Here is an 18,844-nt window from a genome sequence, read left to right as displayed (position 1 = left end):
TCCTTTTGATGAAGTGGTCACTGTTGAACAGGTTGCTTCCACAATTAAAAAGTTTAAACCTTGTGCCCTTTCTTTTGTTCAGGCTGAAGTGGTTACGGGCGGTTCTAATCCTGCTAAAGAAATATTTGAAATTGCAAAGGAATTCGATCTAATTACTGTGACGGACTCTGTTTCAGCGGTTGGGGGAGAGGCTTTACTGGTTGATGAATGGGGAGTTGATTTTGCAGTGATAGGTGCGCAAAAAGCATTGGCTGGACCTAACGGTGTTAGTGCAGTCAGTATTTCACCACGGGGCTGGGAATTTCTCGAGTCAAATGAAAAAGCGCCGCGTAATTCCATTCTGTCCTTGCTGGATCTGAAACCGTCACTGGGTGGTGCAGCGGCTAAACGGGTTGCTCCAAACATTCCAACTCTGGAAGCTAGGGCGCTGATCTTGGCTTTGACACGAATTGAAGAAGAGGGATTGCAGCAAGTGATCAGGCGTCATGAACGGGCTGCTGCTTCTGCTGTAGCTGGTATCAAAGTCTTGGGGCTTGAGCCTTGGCAGAAGGACAGTAGACATTATTCTACGCTAACTACAACGGTTCGGATTTCTGGAAAGCAAGATTTGCAGATCGAACAGCCTATAGGCATTGTGGCTCCCGGAGACGGAGAGTTATTTGGCCATCTACTGCGGATCAACCATTTTGGAACGAATGCTGACCGACAAAGTGTAGAGGAGGCCATATCGACGTTTGCCCTATTGTTGAAACAAGATCCTGATCAGGCAATACAAGCTGTTCGATTGGCTTGGGGGGAATAAAGATGATCCATAAGCACCAAGAGCTACAAATATTCAATGATATTTATATAGCAGGTATCGAAGGCAGACGATTTGATGTTGTAATCAAGGATGGCTATTTTTCATCTATTACTGAAGCGGAGCCGCATCAAAAGGAGACAAATCTTACAGGCACTGACTTATGGATAAGTCCGGGTATTATTGATCTTCATACGCACATGGCTTGGACAGACTTTGACCATGCGGATCAATTGAAGCGCGACACCCGCCAGATCGAAATCATGCAGGCGCAAGCTTTTGAAGCTACTCTTAGAACGGGTGTAACGACTGTGCGTGATGCAGGCGGAATTCTGCCAAGGACAGTGCAACATCTTGTTCAGAAGTATCAGCAACCTCTGAGAGTGCAGACGAGCAGCGATATGCTTGGAGCAGCAGATGCCCGTGGGCTTAAGCATTTGGAACAACGAATGGCGCAAATCTTTGATACAGGAGCGGGCTGGATAAAAATTATGGCCACAGGCGGTCTCGGAACACCTACGGAGAAAGTCGTGGATCCTATTTTTTCCGAAGAAGAGTTTGCATTCATTGTTCGTAATGCACATGCTCACGATAAGAAGGTGTTAGTTCATACCTGGGGAGGACCGACTATAGACTGGTCTATTCAGGCCGGCGTGGAATCTATAGAGCACGGAATGTTTCTGACTGAGGATCAGGCAGGTAGACTAGCTAATTCAGGAGTAGCTTTTGTGCCTACCACATCCATTTATCGTATTGCCGCTGACCCGAAGGGGGTGCTGGCGCTGAGCCCGATCATTTGTGAACGAGCTGCCCGTGCTGCAGATTCGCACTCCAAAGCCATTCATTATGCAAAAAGAAGGCGTTCGTATTGGATTCGGTACAGATTATGCCACACCAGCACTACATGGTTATAACCTTCAAGAACTGGATACGTTGATTGATTATGGCTTAACCCGGAGAGAAGCATGGCAGTCTGCGACTAAAAGCGCTGCTGATATTCTGGGAAGCGGTAACGAGCTGGGACAAATTGCGGAAGGTTTTATTGCAGATGCTGTTGTTTTCAAAGTGGATCCATACGAAGCGCACAATGCGAATGTACTTCGAAATAGTATCGTTTCCGTATATACTGGAGCGGAAGAAGCGAATTTAATATAGATTGCTCTAAAAATTCTTACAAAAACAACTGATGTTCTTTGCAGTTGTTTTTTGTTTCTATATTATAGGATGATAGAACTTACTTCTCTTATATGCGGGTAACAATCCTTCTTATAGCTGCTATATCGCTGTATTTAAGGGATCAGTATAGAATGACTGCTTATTCATTAATACATGATGCACTAAGTGTAAAAGGTTTTATAAAAAAAGTGTTGCAATGAATCTCTATACATGATATATTCTAAGTCCGGCCAAGAAATACACATGCCGAGCTCGAAAAAGAAGTTAAAAAAAGAGCTTGACATTAAATAGCCGAACATGATATAGTATAAGAGTTGCTGCTGAGACATTAAACGGCGCCAACGAGAACTTGATCTTTGAAAACTGAACAACGAGTGAGTAGGAAATCACGCAAGTGAGATCCAAAATTAGAGAATTAATTTTCTCGTCAGATGTTTCAAAATGAGCATATCGCTCTTTTCAATACTAATTGGAGAGTTTGATCCTGGCTCAGGACGAACGCTGGCGGCGTGCCTAATACATGCAAGTCGAGCGGAGTTATTTTGAAAGCTTGCTTTCAAAATAACTTAGCGGCGGACGGGTGAGTAACACGTAGGCAACCTGCCCTTCAGACTGGGATAACTACCGGAAACGGTAGCTAATACCGGATAATTTCTTTTTTCTCCTGAAGAAAGAATGAAAGACGGAGCAATCTGTCACTGAGGGATGGGCCTGCGGCGCATTAGCTAGTTGGTGGGGTAACGGCCCACCAAGGCGACGATGCGTAGCCGACCTGAGAGGGTGAACGGCCACACTGGGACTGAGACACGGCCCAGACTCCTACGGGAGGCAGCAGTAGGGAATCTTCCGCAATGGACGAAAGTCTGACGGAGCAACGCCGCGTGAGTGATGAAGGTTTTCGGATCGTAAAGCTCTGTTGCCAGGGAAGAACGTCCGGTAGAGTAACTGCTATCGGAGTGACGGTACCTGAGAAGAAAGCCCCGGCTAACTACGTGCCAGCAGCCGCGGTAATACGTAGGGGGCAACGTTGTCCGGAATTATTGGGCGTAAAGCGCGCGCAGGCGGTCATTTAAGTCTGGTGTTTAAACCTTGGGCTCAACCTAAGGTCGCACTGGAAACTGGGTGACTTGAGTACAGAAGAGGAAAGTGGAATTCCACGTGTAGCGGTGAAATGCGTAGATATGTGGAGGAACACCAGTGGCGAAGGCGACTTTCTGGGCTGTAACTGACGCTGAGGCGCGAAAGCGTGGGGAGCAAACAGGATTAGATACCCTGGTAGTCCACGCCGTAAACGATGAGTGCTAGGTGTTAGGGGTTTCGATACCCTTGGTGCCGAAGTTAACACAGTAAGCACTCCGCCTGGGGAGTACGGTCGCAAGACTGAAACTCAAAGGAATTGACGGGGACCCGCACAAGCAGTGGAGTATGTGGTTTAATTCGAAGCAACGCGAAGAACCTTACCAGGTCTTGACATCCCTCTGAATCCACTAGAGATAGTGGCGGCCTTCGGGACAGAGGAGACAGGTGGTGCATGGTTGTCGTCAGCTCGTGTCGTGAGATGTTGGGTTAAGTCCCGCAACGAGCGCAACCCTTAACTTTAGTTGCCAGCAGGTAATGCTGGGCACTCTAGAGTGACTGCCGGTGACAAACCGGAGGAAGGTGGGGATGACGTCAAATCATCATGCCCCTTATGACCTGGGCTACACACGTACTACAATGGCCGGTACAACGGGAAGCGAAACCGCGAGGTGAAGCCAATCCCATCAAAGCCGGTCTCAGTTCGGATTGCAGGCTGCAACTCGCCTGCATGAAGTCGGAATTGCTAGTAATCGCGGATCAGCATGCCGCGGTGAATACGTTCCCGGGTCTTGTACACACCGCCCGTCACACCACGAGAGTTTACAACACCCGAAGTCGGTGGGGTAACCCGCAAGGGAGCCAGCCGCCGAAGGTGGGGTAGATGATTGGGGTGAAGTCGTAACAAGGTAGCCGTATCGGAAGGTGCGGCTGGATCACCTCCTTTCTATGGAGAATCGTTCTCTGCAATGAGGACATTCAAATCGGAAGTTAAACTTCCAAAATCTCAGGTTTAGGCCTGTTACTCACTCGTTGCTCAGTTTTGAGAGTTTAAGCTCTCAGTAAGACTTGATCCTTGAAAACTGGATACCGAAACGAATTTGCGTTTTAGAACATCTTTTAGCAACTTGTGCAAACAAGTAAATGTTATTAGTGAGATTTTTCTTAGGAAAAATCGAGGTTAAGCTAATAAGAGCACACGGAGGATGCCTAGGCGCCAGGAGCCGACGAAGGACGTGGCGAACAACGAAACTGCCTCGGGGAGCTGTAAGCAAGCTTTGATCCGGGGGTGTCCGAATGGGGAAACCCAGCTGTGGTAATTCGCAGTTACTCATCTCTGAACACATAGGAGATGTAGAGGCAGACCAGGGGAACTGAAACATCTAAGTACCCTGAGGAAGAGAAAACAATAGTGATTCCGTCAGTAGCGGCGAGCGAACGCGGAACAGCCTAAACCTAAGAGCTTGCTCTTGGGGGTTGTGGGACGTCTCACATGGAGTTACAAAGGAATATGGTAGGTGAAGAGGTCTGGAAAGGCCCGCGATAGAGGTAAAAGCCCTGTAACCTAAACTGTGTTCTCTCCGAGACGGATCCCGAGTAGTGCGGGGCACGTGAAACCCCGTATGAATCCAGCAGGACCATCTGCTAAGGCTAAATACTACCTGGCGACCGATAGTGAAACAGTACCGTGAGGGAAAGGTGAAAAGCACCCCGGAAGGGGAGTGAAATAGAACCTGAAACCGTGTGCTTACAAAAAGTCAGAGCCCTATTAATGGGTGATGGCGTGCCTTTTGTAGAATGAACCGGCGAGTTACGTTTAACATGCAAGGTTAAGTCGAGAAGACGGAGCCGCAGCGAAAGCGAGTCTGAATAGGGCGATTTAGTATGTGGACGTAGACCCGAAACCGTGTGATCTACCCCTGTCCAGGGTGAAGGTGCGGTAACACGCACTGGAGGCCCGAACCCACGTACGTTGAAAAGTGCGGGGATGAGGTGGGGGTAGCGGAGAAATTCCAATCGAACTCGGAGATAGCTGGTTCTCCCCGAAATAGCTTTAGGGCTAGCCTCGGTATAAGAGTAGTGGAGGTAGAGCACTGATTGGTTGCGGGGTCCGCAAGGATTACCAAGATCAGTCAAACTCCGAATGCCATATACTTATTGCCGGGAGTCAGACAGTGAGTGCTAAGATCCATTGTCAAAAGGGAAACAGCCCAGACCATCAGCTAAGGTCCCCAAGTGTGTGTTAAGTGGGAAAGGATGTGGAGTTGCACAGACAACCAGGATGTTGGCTTAGAAGCAGCCACCATTGAAAGAGTGCGTAATAGCTCACTGGTCGAGTGACTCTGCGCCGAAAATGTAACGGGGCTAAACACACCACCGAAGCTATGGCTAGATACGTATGTATCTGGGGTAGGGGAGCGTTGTATGTGGGTTGAAGGTGTACCGTAAGGAGCGCTGGACAGCATACAAGTGAGAATGCCGGTATGAGTAACGAAAAGATCAGTGAGAATCTGATCCGCCGAAAGCCCAAGGTTTCCTGAGGAAGGCTCGTCCGCTCAGGGTAAGTCGGGACCTAAGGCGAGGCCGAAAGGCGTAGTCGAAGGACAACAGTTTGAAATTACTGTACCACCGTAATCCGCTATGAGCGATGGGGTGACGCAGGAGGGTAGTGACGCGGACTGATGGATATGTCCGTCTAAGCAGTGAGGCTGATGTGTAGGCAAATCCGCACATCGATAAGGCTGGGCTGTGATGGGGAGCGAAAATTGTAGTAGCGAAGGTCATGATCTCACACTGCCAAGAAAAGCCTCTAGCCAGGAGAAGGTGCCCGTACCGCAAACCGACACAGGTAGGCGAGAAGAGAATTCTAAGGCGCGCGGAAGAACTCTCGTTAAGGAACTCGGCAAAATGACCCCGTAACTTCGGGAGAAGGGGTGCCCCGGTAGTGTGAATAGCACGAGGGGCCGCAGTGAAAAGGCCCAAGCGACTGTTTAGCAAAAACACAGGTCTGTGCGAAGCCGCAAGGCGAAGTATACGGGCTGACGCCTGCCCGGTGCTGGAAGGTTAAGGGGAGTGGTTAGGGGTAACCCGAAGCTATGAACCGAAGCCCCAGTAAACGGCGGCCGTAACTATAACGGTCCTAAGGTAGCGAAATTCCTTGTCAGGTAAATTCTGACCCGCACGAATGGCGTAACGACTTGGGCGCTGTCTCAACGAGAGATCCGGTGAAATTTTAATACCTGTGAAGATGCAGGTTACCCGCGACAAGACGGAAAGACCCCATGGAGCTTTACTGCAGCTTGATATTGAATTTGGGTACGATCTGTACAGGATAGGTGGGAGCCGTAGAAATCGGAGCGCAAGCTTCGGTGGAGGCGCCGTTGGGATACCACCCTGATCGTATCTAGGTTCTAACCTAGTACCGTAATCCGGTACGGGGACCGTGTCAGGCGGGCAGTTTGACTGGGGCGGTCGCCTCCTAAAGAGTAACGGAGGCGTTCCAAGGTTCCCTCAGAATGGTTGGAAATCATTCGAAGAGTGCAAAGGCATAAGGGAGCTTGACTGCGAGACCTACAAGTCGAGCAGGGACGAAAGTCGGACTTAGTGATCCGGTGGTACCGCATGGAAGGGCCATCGCTCAACGGATAAAAGCTACCCTGGGGATAACAGGCTTATCTCCCCCAAGAGTCCACATCGACGGGGAGGTTTGGCACCTCGATGTCGGCTCATCGCATCCTGGGGCTGAAGTAGGTCCCAAGGGTTGGGCTGTTCGCCCATTAAAGCGGTACGCGAGCTGGGTTCAGAACGTCGTGAGACAGTTCGGTCCCTATCTGTCGTGGGCGCAGGAAATTTGAGAGGAGCTGTCCTTAGTACGAGAGGACCGGGATGGACGTACCGCTGGTGCACCAGTTGTTTCGCCAGAAGCATGGCTGGGTAGCTACGTACGGACGGGATAAGCGCTGAAAGCATCTAAGCGTGAAGCCCCCTCAAGATGAGATTTCCCAATTAGTAAGACCCCTTGAAGACGACGAGGTAGATAGGTTGGAGGTGGAAGTGCAGTAATGCATGGAGCTGACCAATACTAATCGGTCGAGGGCTTATCCAATATTTAAAACGCAGATTTGTTTCGGATTCAGTTTTCAGGCGATTAAGCCTGTAACACGCTTAGAAATTCATTGTCACTTCTGGTGATGAATGAAATTTCACGCGGCAGCGTCTGTTTCACAGACGCATGTTTGGTGGCGATAGCGGAGGGGTTCCACGCGTACCCATCCCGAACACGACCGTTAAGCCCTCCAGCGCCGATGGTACTTGGACCGAAGGGTCCTGGGAGAGTAGGACGTTGCCAAGCAGATTGAGCCATTGTTGATAATATCAGCAGTGGCTTTTTTCTTATTTTATAGAACAAGTGTTTAAGGCTAGTGAGAACATTAGGATAGGTTAAAACGGAATGACATTTTTGTTACCGACGTGGCGGTCGATACAAGTATAATAGAAAAGTGCTAATAGTTAGCAAATCTTTAATGCGAAGGAACTACTCATAAATTCTAACTTTGAATTTTCTTGTGTCTTTAGATGCATGTAGAGGTAGGGAGGATTTAAGGCATGAAACAATTAAAAATATTCAGATTAATAATTATTTCTTGTATTTTAACTTTAATATTGGCAAGTTGCGGGACGAAAGAACCTACGTGGGATACTTTTGAGGGTGCACTTAATGAGAAAAGCTTCCCTGTTCCCCATGAGGCAAACTCACCAGACCAGACTACTACTAACGTTGCTATGGATTATGTGCGTTATTCTTTACCTGGACTAAAGGAGAAAAATGGTATTCCGGATCCTTATTTGGAGGCTATTAAAGCTTGGGGTTGGGCAGAACAGGAAGATGATGATAGTGATTCTTCAGGTGTTTTTCTAAAGGATGGGTTAACGGTTCATTTAACAGTGCATGATGATTATTTTGTAGTGATGATTCCTAAAGAAAAGAAGACTTCTATTAAAGGTCTTAAGACGAAATAAAGAATCGCCATCCATAAAGGATGGCGGTTTATTTTTTAATACGTGAAAATGGCATGAGTTATACTAGGGACCGCGCTTTATTGAGAGTAATAGGATACGTCGGTAGGATTGAATTTCAGCATGCCTTCCTTGTTCTGTCGATTCAGTCTGAACAGAGCATAGAGACGGGGCAGTAGGAGCCATAAGTGGCAAGTGATCAGGGATACTGTAAATGCTGGTGGAGACCAGAAAATAAAGAGAGCAGCGATACAAAGGCCGATATAGAAATTATGTAGCTGTACTTTACGGAATATACGGTAACTGATGTGCTGATCAGGCATAAACCCCAGCCAAGGCAGTTTAAATGAGACAGACCATCTTTTTGAAATAGGATGTCCTGAGATCAAAAGAACTGAGCGTGAAATGACATATTGAACCCAGAAGGCAACAGGCGCTGCTATAATTATGTAGAGAATGCTCCACCAGGAAAGAAATACGGTTTCCAGCACAACGACTAATAGGGGAAGCATAATATAAGTAGGCAGCAGGCGTGCCGTTAAATTGATTTTTTTGATTAATTTATATTGATAGAATGTAGCTGCACCTTTGGTATTGGGTTCCATAGATAATAGTCTAACCTCCTTGTGAATTGGTATGTTCTTAATATCGGCGATTGGCTGTATTTTATTAAACTGGCGCGGAAAATTCACCGAACTTGTGGTAACGGAATATATATAATGTACGATTCGAAGGATATGAAAAAACTATGAAAAGGTTTAAAATGATAGAAGATGTATCATACTGTTCTTAAAAGAGTCAAGGTGGGATGGTTATGGAACAGCAAACCGGGCAAGCTTGTATCATTTGTGGACAGGTAAAAGAGGAAGGTATTGTGATTGTTTCGCATTTTATATGTGAGGAATGTGAGGCTGAGATGATACGTACCGAGGCTGAGGATGCCAAATACCGTTTTTTTATCGGCCGGATGAAGAAGATCGGATTGCAAAAGAACGCTTAATAGAGTAACTCTGTTAAATGATGCGGTTAAGAGAGCAGTCTGGATGAAAGATACGATGGCTGCAGTAGTGATATTCAATATACGGCTTCCTCGTTCTTCAGGCGGGAGGAGCCGTTTTGTTGTCCATAGGGCTGCTCTTGTACTGAAGCATAGGCGTTTATGAATATTTACGTTAAAATAGAAGGAACCCTATGGGAAGGAATTTAATATGAATAACTTACAACGTTGTAGGGCGCCTATATACGAAATGCTGGAACAATATAGAATTATGGGTAATATATCATATCATGTGCCAGGACATAAAAATGGAGCAGCATATGATGGTGATGCAGGCGCTGGATTCCTAGCTGAGGTTATGAAGTATGATGTTACGGAAATTAACGGCACGGATGACCTTCATCATCCTGAGGGAGTCATCAAGGAAGCTCAAGAGTTGGCAGCAGATTGCTTTGGAGCAGAGGAAAGCTTTTTTCTAGTTGGAGGGAGCACGGCAGGCAATCTGGCTCTTATTCTAACTGCTTGTCCTGAGCCTGGAATGATCATGATTCTTCAACGCAATGTGCATAAGTCAGTCATTCATGGACTGATGTTGGCTGGAGTGCGGGCTGTATTTTTGGAGCCGCTGATTGATCCTGTTAGCGGCTTAGCAGTGGCTCCGGCGGCTGAAGCGGTGAAGGCTGCTCTTGCAGCCTACCCTGAAGCCGCCGCCGTACTTGTTACCATGCCGAATTACTACGGCATGGGCAGTGACCTTGCGCCCCTCGCGCGTATCTGCCACGACAGCGGTGTACCGCTGCTCGTGGATGAGGCGCATGGGGCGCATTATGGGCAGCACCCGGCGCTGCCAGCCGGGGCACTTGCTTGTGGCGCGGACGGCGTAGTGCAGTCCACGCACAAGATGCTCACAGCGATGACCATGGGCGCTATGCTGCATGTCCAAGGGCCGCGGCTCGACCGCGCCCTGCTCCGGCAGCGGCTTGCCATGGTGCAGAGCTCCAGCCCATCATATCCTATGATGGCGTCGCTGGATCTTGCCCGGCGGCTGCTGCACAGCCGGGGCAGCGATGCCTTCACGGCGGGGCTGGCCGCCGTGGACGTCCTGCGGCGCGGGCTCGCGGAGCTGCCGCGCTTCGGGCTGGTGCAGCCAGCGGAGCCGCTGCACCCAAATACGCCGCCTGATTCTATGGCGGCGTACGTGACACAGGACCCCTTCAAAGTCGTCATTTATGACGCCACCGGGGTCCTGAGCGGCTTCGAGCTGCAGCGCAGGCTCGAAGCTAAGGGCTGCGTGCCGGAGATGAGCGATGACCGGCACGTAGTGCTGCTGTTCAGCCTCGGTTCGAGGGCTGAAGATGCTGCTAAGCTACTGCAGGTGCTGCAGGAAATAGATTCGGAGGAACCTTCCGAATCACTGCAGTCCCCACGCTTATCACAATCCCGCAATATTTCCACGTGGAACAATTTTGATTGTTTACAAATCTCAGAGCCCGTCTCCTTCTCATTGAAGCCGGTGTCAGCTAGTGAGATAGAAAGCATTGATCTTGAACATTGCGTGGGGAGAGTAGCAGCGGAGATGGTTATTCCATATCCGCCGGGTATCCCGATATTATACCCGGGTGAAGTAATCACAGATCAGATACAAAGAAGGCTGGCTGGTTTAGCCAAAGGAGGCGCCAAATTTCAGGCTTGTGCTGATCCGGTCTTACAGCGTATTGAGGTATACAACATTCAGAAGGGCGGAGAAGCATAAGTGGGAAGAGAAGGTTTCTTCATAACATTAGAAGGGGGCGATGGCTCCGGAAAAACAACGGTACTGGGTAGAGTAGCAGCCTATTTACAGAACCGGTCTATGCCTTATCGAATTACCCGTGAACCTGGTGGCATTGAAATAGCCGAGAAGATTCGCTCGATTATTCTAGACCCTGCTCACACAGCCATGGATGCGCGTACAGAGGCATTGCTATACGCTGCATCAAGAAGTCAACATCTCGCCGAAGTCGTTGAGCCGGCTCTTAGAGAAGGACTTACAGTGCTCTGTGACCGCTTTGTAGACAGCAGTCTTGTTTATCAAGGACATGCGAGAGGACTCGGAATGGAAGAGGTATGGAGTATTAATCGTTTTGCTATTGGGGACCGTATGCCAGATCTAACTTTTTATCTGGATGTAGACCCAGAGATAGGGTTGTCACGGATTGCAGCGAATCAAGAACGGGAAGTGAATCGTCTGGATCTGGAGAGTCTTTCCTTTCATCAGAAGGTTCGCGAAGGCTATCAATTATTAGTCCAGGCCAATCCGGACAGAATAGTAGTTCTGGATGCTAATCGCCCCATTCATATGGTAGAGCAAGATATCATGAGAACACTTGAAGAGAGAGTATTAAAGGGTTTTTAGGGTGTTTTGTCTAATATACTATAGAGAAGTGACGTATAACTAGGCGTTTTCTTATGAAGTGAGGGTACTACGAGAAGCTCCAAGTAGTAATACACCATAAAAGTATTGGGAGGGAATGCGAAGATGAAGTTGATCATTGCAATTATCCAGGATAAAGACAGTAACCGGTTGTCCAGCGAGCTTGTCAAAGCCAATTTCCGTGCTACTAAACTTGCAAGTACAGGTGGTTTTCTACGGGCGGGAAATACGACATTTATGATTGGGGTAGAAGACAGTCAGATTGAATCCGTATTGACCGTAATCCGTAACAGCTGTAAAGTTCGTGAGCAGCTAGTCACTCCGGTAACACCGATGAGTGGAACAACGGATTCGTATTTGCCGCTTCCTGTTGAGGTACAAGTGGGTGGAGCTACTGTATTCGTACTTCCAGTAGATCGTTTTGAACATTATTAAGTATAATATCAATTAGCAAGTCATTTACAAAAGGGGCGGTAGATAACCTTTGAAGATCAATCCGGGGTATAGGCCCTTAAAGAGTGAGATGACAAATGCAGAAGGAGCTAACAAGCCCGTTCAGCAAAAATCGTTCTCTGACGTTTTTCAGCAGCAAAGTGAACAGAAAACCCAGGATGAACTTAATCGCCAAATCAAAGAAATACAGTCTCAAGGTGATCGTTTATCTAAGTCCATGACGATTCGTGAACTCACCATTTACCGGATGATGATCAAAAGGTTTCTAGAAGAAACGGCTCGAAGAGGCGTTATTCTGAAAGAAACACGCGGATGGGATCGACGTGGCCGTGGCAAGCGTTACAAGCTGCTTGAGGAAATTGATTCGGCTTTGCTATCTATGGCAGATGATTTGCTGAATAGTGAGCAAGGCCGAATAGATCTGTTGGGACGCGTTGGAGAAATCCGTGGGTTGTTAATCAACCTTTCTTTTTAAAATATAAGATAGAATAAGTTTTGCTTGAAAGTTTTGGGAGGAAATTATGCCTTTTCATGATATAGTAGGCCAGGAGAATGCCAAGCGGCTACTCCAAAATGCCTTGCGCAAAGAAGCTGTGAGTCATGCTTATTTATTTACAGGGCCGGCAGGCAGTGGACAAATGAAAACGGCGCTGATGTTTGCCCAAGCTATATTTTGTACCCAGAGCAAGGACGATGCTTGTGGGGAATGCCTGGAGTGCCGAAAAGTAGAGCATGGAAACCACCCAGATTTGTCACTGCTGCAGCCAGATGGAGCAAGTATTAAAATAGATCAAATCCGTGAGCTGCAGCGCGTCTTTTCCTATCGGTCAGAGGGTGTGAATCCGAAAGTTTATATTATAGATGGCGCAGACAAAATGACGGTACAAGCTGCCAATAGTCTGCTGAAATTTCTGGAGGAGCCACCGGCTCCGGCTGTTGGAATCTTAATATCTGATAATAGTCGTTCCTTATTGCCAACGATTCAGTCGCGGACCCAGCGGATTCCATTTAGTCCGTTAAATCCGGATACTATGCTCCAAGCTCTGGCAAGTGAGGGCGTTCCGATACACTTAGCTCGATGTGCAGTATCACTTAGTTCAGGACTTGATGGTTGCAGGAAACTTTTGGAACAGAATTGGTTTGCAGAAATGAGAAATGTAATGTTACAATTAGCTAAGGAGTCCTTAGGCAAGGGCAGCTCCGCGGTAGCAACTGCTGGGCAGAAGCTGTTCAAGACCGGGCTCGCTGAACATTTGGATATCCTTTTCAGCATGTTCCATCTGTGGTTTAAAGATATGCTCTACTTCCTGTACCGTAAGCATGAAAGTATCGTTTTCATAGATCAGTTAGACTTTATTTCCAGGCATGCCCGTGGGCGGAGTGCGGAGCAATGGGTGGCTTATATGGGATTTGCTGCAGAGAGTACTAAAAAGCTGCGGTCCAATGCCAATGCTCAGTTGTGTCTGGAGCAGTTCTTAATCCGACTGGAAAGTTAAAGGATTAGTTATGATATATCCTCCGGATGTCGCTTTACCTGGAAGTATCGTTTTAACAGACGAGGAAGGACAAGCATGGATCATCAGGGAGCGGACATGCCCATAGGTTCCTTTTACCGGCAAACAAGGGGGTTAATTTTTGTACAGCGTAGTAGGTGTCCGTTTTAAAAAAGCGGGTAAAATATATTATTTTGATCCACTTGATTTTCCGATTGAACGGGATCAACATGTTATTGTGGAGACAGCACGTGGGGTTGAATACGGTAAAGTTGTCGTAGGTAAAAAAGAGGTGGAAGAATCCGACGTAGTATTGCCCCTCAAAAAAGTGATGCGTATTGCCGGAGAAACCGACGCACGCGTGGTTGAAGAGAACAAAGGGGCCGCTAAAGAGGCTTTTACCACCTGTTTAAATAAAATACGTGACCACGGTCTCAAAATGAAGCTCGTCGATGTAGAGTTTACTTTTGATCGTAACAAGATTATATTTTACTTTACAGCCGAGGGGCGCGTAGACTTTAGAGAATTGGTCAAAGATTTGGCAAGTATCTTCCGGACCCGCATTGAGCTTCGGCAAATTGGGGTGCGTGACGAGGCTAAAATGCTAGGCGGACTTGGGCCTTGCGGCCGAGTGCTTTGCTGTTCATCTTGGTTAGGGGATTTTGAACCCGTATCCATAAAAATGGCCAAGGATCAGAATTTATCGCTTAATCCAACGAAGATTTCAGGACTTTGCGGGCGTTTGATGTGTTGTTTGAAATTTGAGCATGACAATTATGAGAGTGTAAAGGAAGAAATGCCAGCGGTCGGCAAGATTGTCGTGACCTCACTCGGTGATGGCAAAGTAGTAGGACTTAATGCCGGAAGCCGTACGGTTCATGTACAGTTGTTTGAAGTGGGCAAAGTTAAGGAACTTCCAATGGATGATGTTGTCGTCAAGTAAACCATTATAAGGTTACTTTCGGGGTGGAAACTTGGAGAAGAAAAATATATTTGCACACATGCAGGATATGGAAGCGCAGATGGAAACCATGCGCGCCAATCTTGGAGAATGGAAACAGACGGTAAAAGAACTTATGGAAGCTAATCAGAGGTTAACTCTGGAGAATGAACAGCTTCGCAAAATTTTAAAGCGGGATGCACCTTTGGATCCTACCGTAGATTCTGCGGAGGCGGAAGCTCTTTTAGCTGCCGGAGAGGGAACAGAAGAGGTTGTCGGGGAAGGTTATGACAACTTGGCCCGGCTTTACCATGAAGGCTTTCACATCTGTAATGTTTATTTTGGACATTTACGCACGGAAGGTGATTGTCTGTTCTGTCTTTCTTTTCTTAATAAATGAGGATATCCAGCCGTAGGAGATTAATCCTACGGTTTTTTTTGAATTTTAGCAGCCAGTTTTGTCTCGATGATTGTTCACAGAAGTCTATGCTCAACAAAACTTTTTAGGAGATTATTACATGACGAATATTAACGATGCTTCTGCTTCTTTGTTACCAACGGAGCGGGTAGATGATTTACTAACACATGATTTACGTATTATTCAAAGTGACGAAGTATTTAGCTTTTCTATGGATGCGGTATTGCTTGCCCGTTTCGCTAGCGTTCCGCCACGTGGAAGAGTACTCGATCTATGTACAGGAAACGGTGTAATACCCATTTTGATGACGACCCGAACAAAAGCTTCTATAGAAGGAATTGAAATTCAACCCCGTTTAGCGGATATGGCTCGCCGTAGCGTGGCTCTAAATGGGCTTCAGGATCAGGTTGTGATTCATGAAGGGGATTTACGTGAGTTATATAAAGAAGCAGGGCATGGCGTATATGATGCAATAACGGTCAATCCTCCGTATATGCCGCTTAACGGCAGTGACCTTAAGCTGAACACTCATCAGGCTATGGCTCGTCATGAAATAGGATGTACACTGGAGGAGGTCATTCAAGCCTGTGTACGACTGGTTCGGACCGGAGGAAAGGTAAGTATGGTTCACAAGCCACAACGGTTGGTCGATATTATTAGTCTTATGAGAAAATATAGGCTAGAGCCTAAGATTATTCGCTTTGTACATCCACGTGCGCATTTGGAGGCCAATATGGTATTAATCGAAGCGATGCGTGACGGCAAACCGGAGGTTCGTTTACAACCACCACTCATTGTATATAATGAGGACAATCAATACTGTCCAGAAATTATGGACATCTACTACGGTGCTAAAGAGGGTAAATCATGACAATATCATGCCAAAGCAGTTTTCAGAACAATAACAATACACATAAGCAGGAGTCAACGGGTTCACTCTTTTTGGTGGCTACACCCATCGGTAATTTAGAGGATATGACCTATCGCGCTGTTCGCACATTGCAGGAATGCGATATTATTGCTGCGGAGGATACAAGACAAACTCGAAAATTGTTGAGCCATTTTGAAATTTCACCTTCCATGCTGTTCAGTTACCATGAGCATAATAAGGCTGCTAGTGGACCTGAACTTATTCGCTATATAATAGAAGGAAAAAATTTGGCTCTCGTCAGCGATGCTGGTTTGCCAGCAATTTCTGACCCTGGTGCAGACCTTGTAGCCCTTGCAATAAGTCACGGTATACCAGTAATTCCTATACCCGGAGCCAACGCAGCCTTGTCAGCTTTAATCGCCTCCGGTCTGCCTACGACTACGTTCACTTTTATCGGATTCTTACCTCGAGAACGTAAGGATATCCGTGCGGTATTAAGTCCACTTCGTTCGGCTCAAGGAACTTTGCTGTTCTACGAATCTCCACATCGTGTTATTAAGACCTTGGCTCATCTTCAAGAGGTATTCGGCAATCGCCGAATCGTGCTGGCGCGTGAACTGACGAAAAGGTATGAAGAGTTTTTACGTGGGACGATTGAGGAGTGTACGCTTTGGCTCGCTGACCATCCACCACTTGGAGAGTATGTCATCGTCGTTGAGGGTGAGAGCAAGGAAGATGCTGAAATGGCGGAATCGGCTTGGTGGCGTCAGTTAAGTATTGAAGAACATGTTGCTCATTACGAAGCAGCAGATATGCCGCGTAAAGAAGCTATGAAAAAAGCAGCCTCTGACCGGGGAGTAGCAAAACGGGATATTTATAACGCCTTATTGGATAAGGATAATGAGTAGGTGTTGTAGCGCTTGAGTGGTTTACATGAGGGGTAAATGTACTTTGTACAATTAATTTTTAATTTTATGATGTATTTGTTCATTAAGAAATACAACTAAGGTTACCAGTTTAGACTTGCAGCTCGTTTTATAAGCTTATTACGAAGCTGACGATGACATGGCTTGAAGGTGGTTCCCAAAAGGAATCCCAATATGGATCAGTGTATAGTAGAACCTCGCTTCACTACGTACTCTCACCACAGGCCTTCCGTCATCCCTCTTGGGACGGCGGGAGGAGGGGGAACACAGGGGAAAACAGAAAAAAAATACCTCCCGCGGTCACGGGAGGTCAAGGAGATATGAAAAGGTTAGAATTAACAATTTGATAAGTCCTATTATATACTATTTATTTTAGTTTGTCACAGGGGTAGGGATAGTAGAAATGCATTCATGACAAACTATTTTTCCTTTGAAGTAAGTTACATTCTCAGCGTTGCCACAGAAAATGCAGGCAGGCTCATATTTCTTAAGCATAATGCGCTCACCATCAACGTAAATTTCAAGTGCATCTTTTTCACCAATACCGAGAGTACGGCGCAATTCAATGGGAATAACTACCCGTCCAAGTTCGTCTACTTTTCTTACAATTCCTGTTGATTTCATCATAACAATCGTACTCCTCTCAAAGTTCCTAAACCGTCATTATTCGACATTGTTCACTGTTTTATGATATTTATAATACCAACGATTCCCAAAACAGTCAACCTTTTTTCATATGATAATTAAGAACTTTTTCACAAAAACTTTGAATTGCCTATAACATTCGCGAATTCTAAAAAAAGTGTAAAAATAAATTTTGTCGATTTACCAAGACTAAAAGCGTCACTATTCGACAAAGTACGACATAATTACTTATTATATACTTATATTGGTTAAAATCATATTAAACTAAAAAAAGGAGTTGATCTCATGAAGCAGCCGCTCACAGAAGAAAAGGTTTTCAAAGATCCGGTTCACAATTATATCCACGTGCAGGATACTATTATTTGGCGACTAATTAATACAAAGGAATTTCAGCGTTTACGCCGAATTCGTCAGCTGGGTACCTCGTATCTGACTTTTCATGGTGCAGAGCATAGTCGGTTTTCTCATTCCCTTGGGGTATACGAAATTACACGTAGAATCATTTCGCAATTTGAACGAAGCGGGTATAAGGATTGGATTCCTGAAGAAAGTTTGCTCACCTTGTGTGCGGCTTTGCTGCATGATTTGGGGCATGGTCCATTTTCTCATTCTATAGAAGAAGCTTTTGAAATGAATCATGAGGATTGGACTTGTCGTATAATTCTGGAGGACACTGAGATTACTGAAATCTTGCGTGATGTGGAGGAGGATTTCCCTCGCAAAGTAGCTTCCGTGATCTCCAAAACTTATGAGCATGAAATTGTTGTGAATTTGGTTTCCAGTCCGCTAGATGCGGATCGCATGGATTATTTGCTGCGTGATGCGTACTATACAGGTGTGAACTATGGAACAATCGACATTGATCGGATTTTGAGAATGTTACGTCCTTATAATGGTCGGGTTGTTGTGAAAGAATCGGGAATGCATGCGATTGAAGATTATTTAATGTCGCGGTATCAAATGTACTGGCAGGTATATTTCCATCCGGTGACACGTAGCTCTGAGATTATTTTGCGACAAATTTTCCGTAGAGCTAAGGAGCTTTTCCAAGAGGGGTACAATTTTAGTTTCATGATTAATCCGCTGGAGGATTTGTTCCGTGGCGAGGTGACGGTGAAGCAATATTTAATGTTAGATGAAGCGCTGGTACAGACGGCTTTTATGCAGTGGACGCTTGAACGAGATGAGCTATTAAGCGATTTGTGTACCCGTTTTATTCATCGTAAACTGTATAAATATGTTGAGGTGGAGAATCTCGATAAAGATATGATCACTGAAATTCGTAGTAGTTTTACGGCTGCGGGACTTCACGCAGAATATGACCTGGAGATTGATTTTCCGACAGATCTGCCCTATGATGTGTTCCGTCCAGGAGAAGCTTTCGACAATAAGCAAATTCTACTGCTTGATCGTCATGATCATCTGAGGGAAATTTCGGAGGTATCGGATATTGTGCGCTCTATAAGCGGCATTCATCGTGGCAGATATCATCTTTATTTTCCACAGGATAAACTGAGAGAAGCTCTTACACGATTACCTTCTTCTATAGCAGATATTTTTGCAAAATAACACAAAAAAATATGGGATTTTTGACAAGAAGAAAAAAACAAGGAGTGAGAT

Annotated in this window: 17 protein-coding genes and 3 rRNA genes; 18 read left to right on the top strand and 2 right to left on the bottom strand. The window is 46.2% G+C overall.

Annotation, left to right across the window (positions count from 1 at the left end):
* The first annotated feature begins 13 nt into the window (after nt 1-13).
* The 7 genes from NSS67_RS02675 (at nt 14) to NSS67_RS02645 (ending at nt 8,071) form a co-directional block, all read left to right on the top strand.
* Entirely contained in the window at nt 14-802 is a 789-nt protein-coding gene (locus NSS67_RS02675; protein WP_339318186.1) for an aminotransferase class V-fold PLP-dependent enzyme, read from the top strand.
* A gap of 2 nt (nt 803-804) precedes the next feature.
* Nucleotides 805-1,713: an amidohydrolase family protein gene (locus NSS67_RS02670; RefSeq protein WP_339318185.1), complete on the top strand. Its 909-nt coding sequence runs from the start codon at nt 805-807 to the stop codon at nt 1,711-1,713.
* A complete protein-coding gene (locus NSS67_RS02665) occupies nt 1,646-1,954 on the top strand; it encodes an amidohydrolase family protein (RefSeq protein WP_339318184.1) in 309 nt (102 codons plus the stop codon). The genes NSS67_RS02670 and NSS67_RS02665 overlap by 68 nt, the downstream gene beginning before the upstream one ends.
* Nucleotides 1,955-2,441: 487 nt before the next feature.
* Nucleotides 2,442-3,998: ribosomal RNA gene (locus NSS67_RS02660) — 16S ribosomal RNA — on the top strand.
* Between the two features lie 232 nt (nt 3,999-4,230).
* A 23S ribosomal RNA gene (locus NSS67_RS02655) occupies nt 4,231-7,157 on the top strand.
* Nucleotides 7,158-7,286: 129 nt separating this feature from the next.
* Nucleotides 7,287-7,403 (top strand): 5S ribosomal RNA (gene rrf / locus NSS67_RS02650).
* The 16S, 23S and 5S rRNA genes sit together here, the layout of an rRNA operon.
* Before the next feature lie 254 nt (nt 7,404-7,657).
* Entirely contained in the window at nt 7,658-8,071 is a 414-nt protein-coding gene (locus NSS67_RS02645) for a hypothetical protein (protein WP_339318183.1), read from the top strand.
* A gap of 77 nt (nt 8,072-8,148) precedes the next feature.
* On the opposite strand, the gene NSS67_RS02640 is transcribed toward NSS67_RS02645, so the two are convergent.
* Nucleotides 8,149-8,673: a hypothetical protein gene (locus tag NSS67_RS02640; RefSeq protein ID WP_339318182.1), complete on the bottom strand. Its 525-nt coding sequence runs from the start codon at nt 8,671-8,673 to the stop codon at nt 8,149-8,151.
* 209 nt (nt 8,674-8,882) lie between these two features.
* On the opposite strand from NSS67_RS02640, the gene NSS67_RS02635 reads away from it, so the two are divergent.
* The 10 genes from NSS67_RS02635 to rsmI all read left to right on the top strand — a co-directional run bounded on the left by NSS67_RS02635 (nt 8,883) and on the right by rsmI (nt 16,561).
* Nucleotides 8,883-9,068, top strand: coding sequence for a sigma factor G inhibitor Gin (locus NSS67_RS02635; protein ID WP_042123074.1), 186 nt, complete (start codon nt 8,883-8,885; stop codon nt 9,066-9,068).
* 247 nt (nt 9,069-9,315) lie between these two features.
* On the top strand, nt 9,316-10,818 hold the full coding sequence (locus tag NSS67_RS02630) for an aminotransferase class I/II-fold pyridoxal phosphate-dependent enzyme (RefSeq protein ID WP_339318181.1): 1,503 nt from the start codon (nt 9,316-9,318) through the stop codon (nt 10,816-10,818).
* Nucleotides 10,819-11,460, top strand: coding sequence for a dTMP kinase (tmk, locus tag NSS67_RS02625; RefSeq protein WP_339318180.1), 642 nt, complete (start codon nt 10,819-10,821; stop codon nt 11,458-11,460). It begins immediately after the preceding gene.
* Between the two features lie 123 nt (nt 11,461-11,583).
* The gene (locus NSS67_RS02620; protein WP_042183817.1) at nt 11,584-11,913 is read left to right on the top strand and encodes a cyclic-di-AMP receptor; all 330 of its coding nucleotides are present in this window, start codon (nt 11,584-11,586) and stop codon (nt 11,911-11,913) included.
* Nucleotides 11,914-11,962: 49 nt separating this feature from the next.
* A complete protein-coding gene (locus NSS67_RS02615; protein ID WP_339318179.1) occupies nt 11,963-12,406 on the top strand; it encodes a YaaR family protein in 444 nt (147 codons plus the stop codon).
* 46 nt (nt 12,407-12,452) lie between these two features.
* Nucleotides 12,453-13,427, top strand: a complete 975-nt coding sequence (gene holB / locus NSS67_RS02610) for a DNA polymerase III subunit delta' (RefSeq protein WP_339318178.1) — start codon at nt 12,453-12,455, stop codon at nt 13,425-13,427.
* Nucleotides 13,428-13,566: 139 nt separating this feature from the next.
* Nucleotides 13,567-14,367 (top strand): stage 0 sporulation family protein, encoded by an 801-nt coding sequence (locus NSS67_RS02605; RefSeq protein WP_076286882.1) that lies wholly within the window; start codon nt 13,567-13,569, stop codon nt 14,365-14,367.
* A 31-nt stretch (nt 14,368-14,398) separates the two neighbouring features.
* Nucleotides 14,399-14,764, top strand: a complete 366-nt coding sequence (gene yabA, locus NSS67_RS02600) for a DNA replication initiation control protein YabA (RefSeq protein WP_042123089.1) — start codon at nt 14,399-14,401, stop codon at nt 14,762-14,764.
* Nucleotides 14,765-14,882: 118 nt separating this feature from the next.
* Complete coding sequence (locus NSS67_RS02595; RefSeq protein WP_339318177.1) at nt 14,883-15,653, top strand: tRNA1(Val) (adenine(37)-N6)-methyltransferase; 771 nt, start codon at nt 14,883-14,885, stop codon at nt 15,651-15,653.
* On the top strand, nt 15,650-16,561 hold the full coding sequence (gene rsmI / locus NSS67_RS02590) for a 16S rRNA (cytidine(1402)-2'-O)-methyltransferase (protein WP_339318176.1): 912 nt from the start codon (nt 15,650-15,652) through the stop codon (nt 16,559-16,561). Before NSS67_RS02595 ends, rsmI begins: the two co-directional genes overlap by 4 nt.
* 390 nt (nt 16,562-16,951) lie before the next feature.
* Here the strand turns inward: rsmI and NSS67_RS02585 are convergent, their stop codons facing one another.
* A complete protein-coding gene (locus tag NSS67_RS02585; RefSeq protein WP_042123095.1) occupies nt 16,952-17,206 on the bottom strand; it encodes an AbrB/MazE/SpoVT family DNA-binding domain-containing protein in 255 nt (84 codons plus the stop codon).
* A gap of 303 nt (nt 17,207-17,509) precedes the next feature.
* On the opposite strand from NSS67_RS02585, the gene NSS67_RS02580 reads away from it, so the two are divergent.
* Nucleotides 17,510-18,793, top strand: coding sequence for an HD domain-containing protein (locus NSS67_RS02580; protein WP_339318175.1), 1,284 nt, complete (start codon nt 17,510-17,512; stop codon nt 18,791-18,793).
* Nucleotides 18,794-18,844 lie beyond the last annotated feature (51 nt).

Origin of the sequence: Paenibacillus sp. FSL R10-2734 (genome assembly GCF_037963865.1) — a bacterium.
Taxonomy (GTDB): domain Bacteria; phylum Bacillota; class Bacilli; order Paenibacillales; family Paenibacillaceae; genus Paenibacillus_AQ.
The sequence above is the reverse complement of the archived record's forward strand: the minus strand, read 5'-3'. Positions and strand labels throughout refer to the sequence as shown.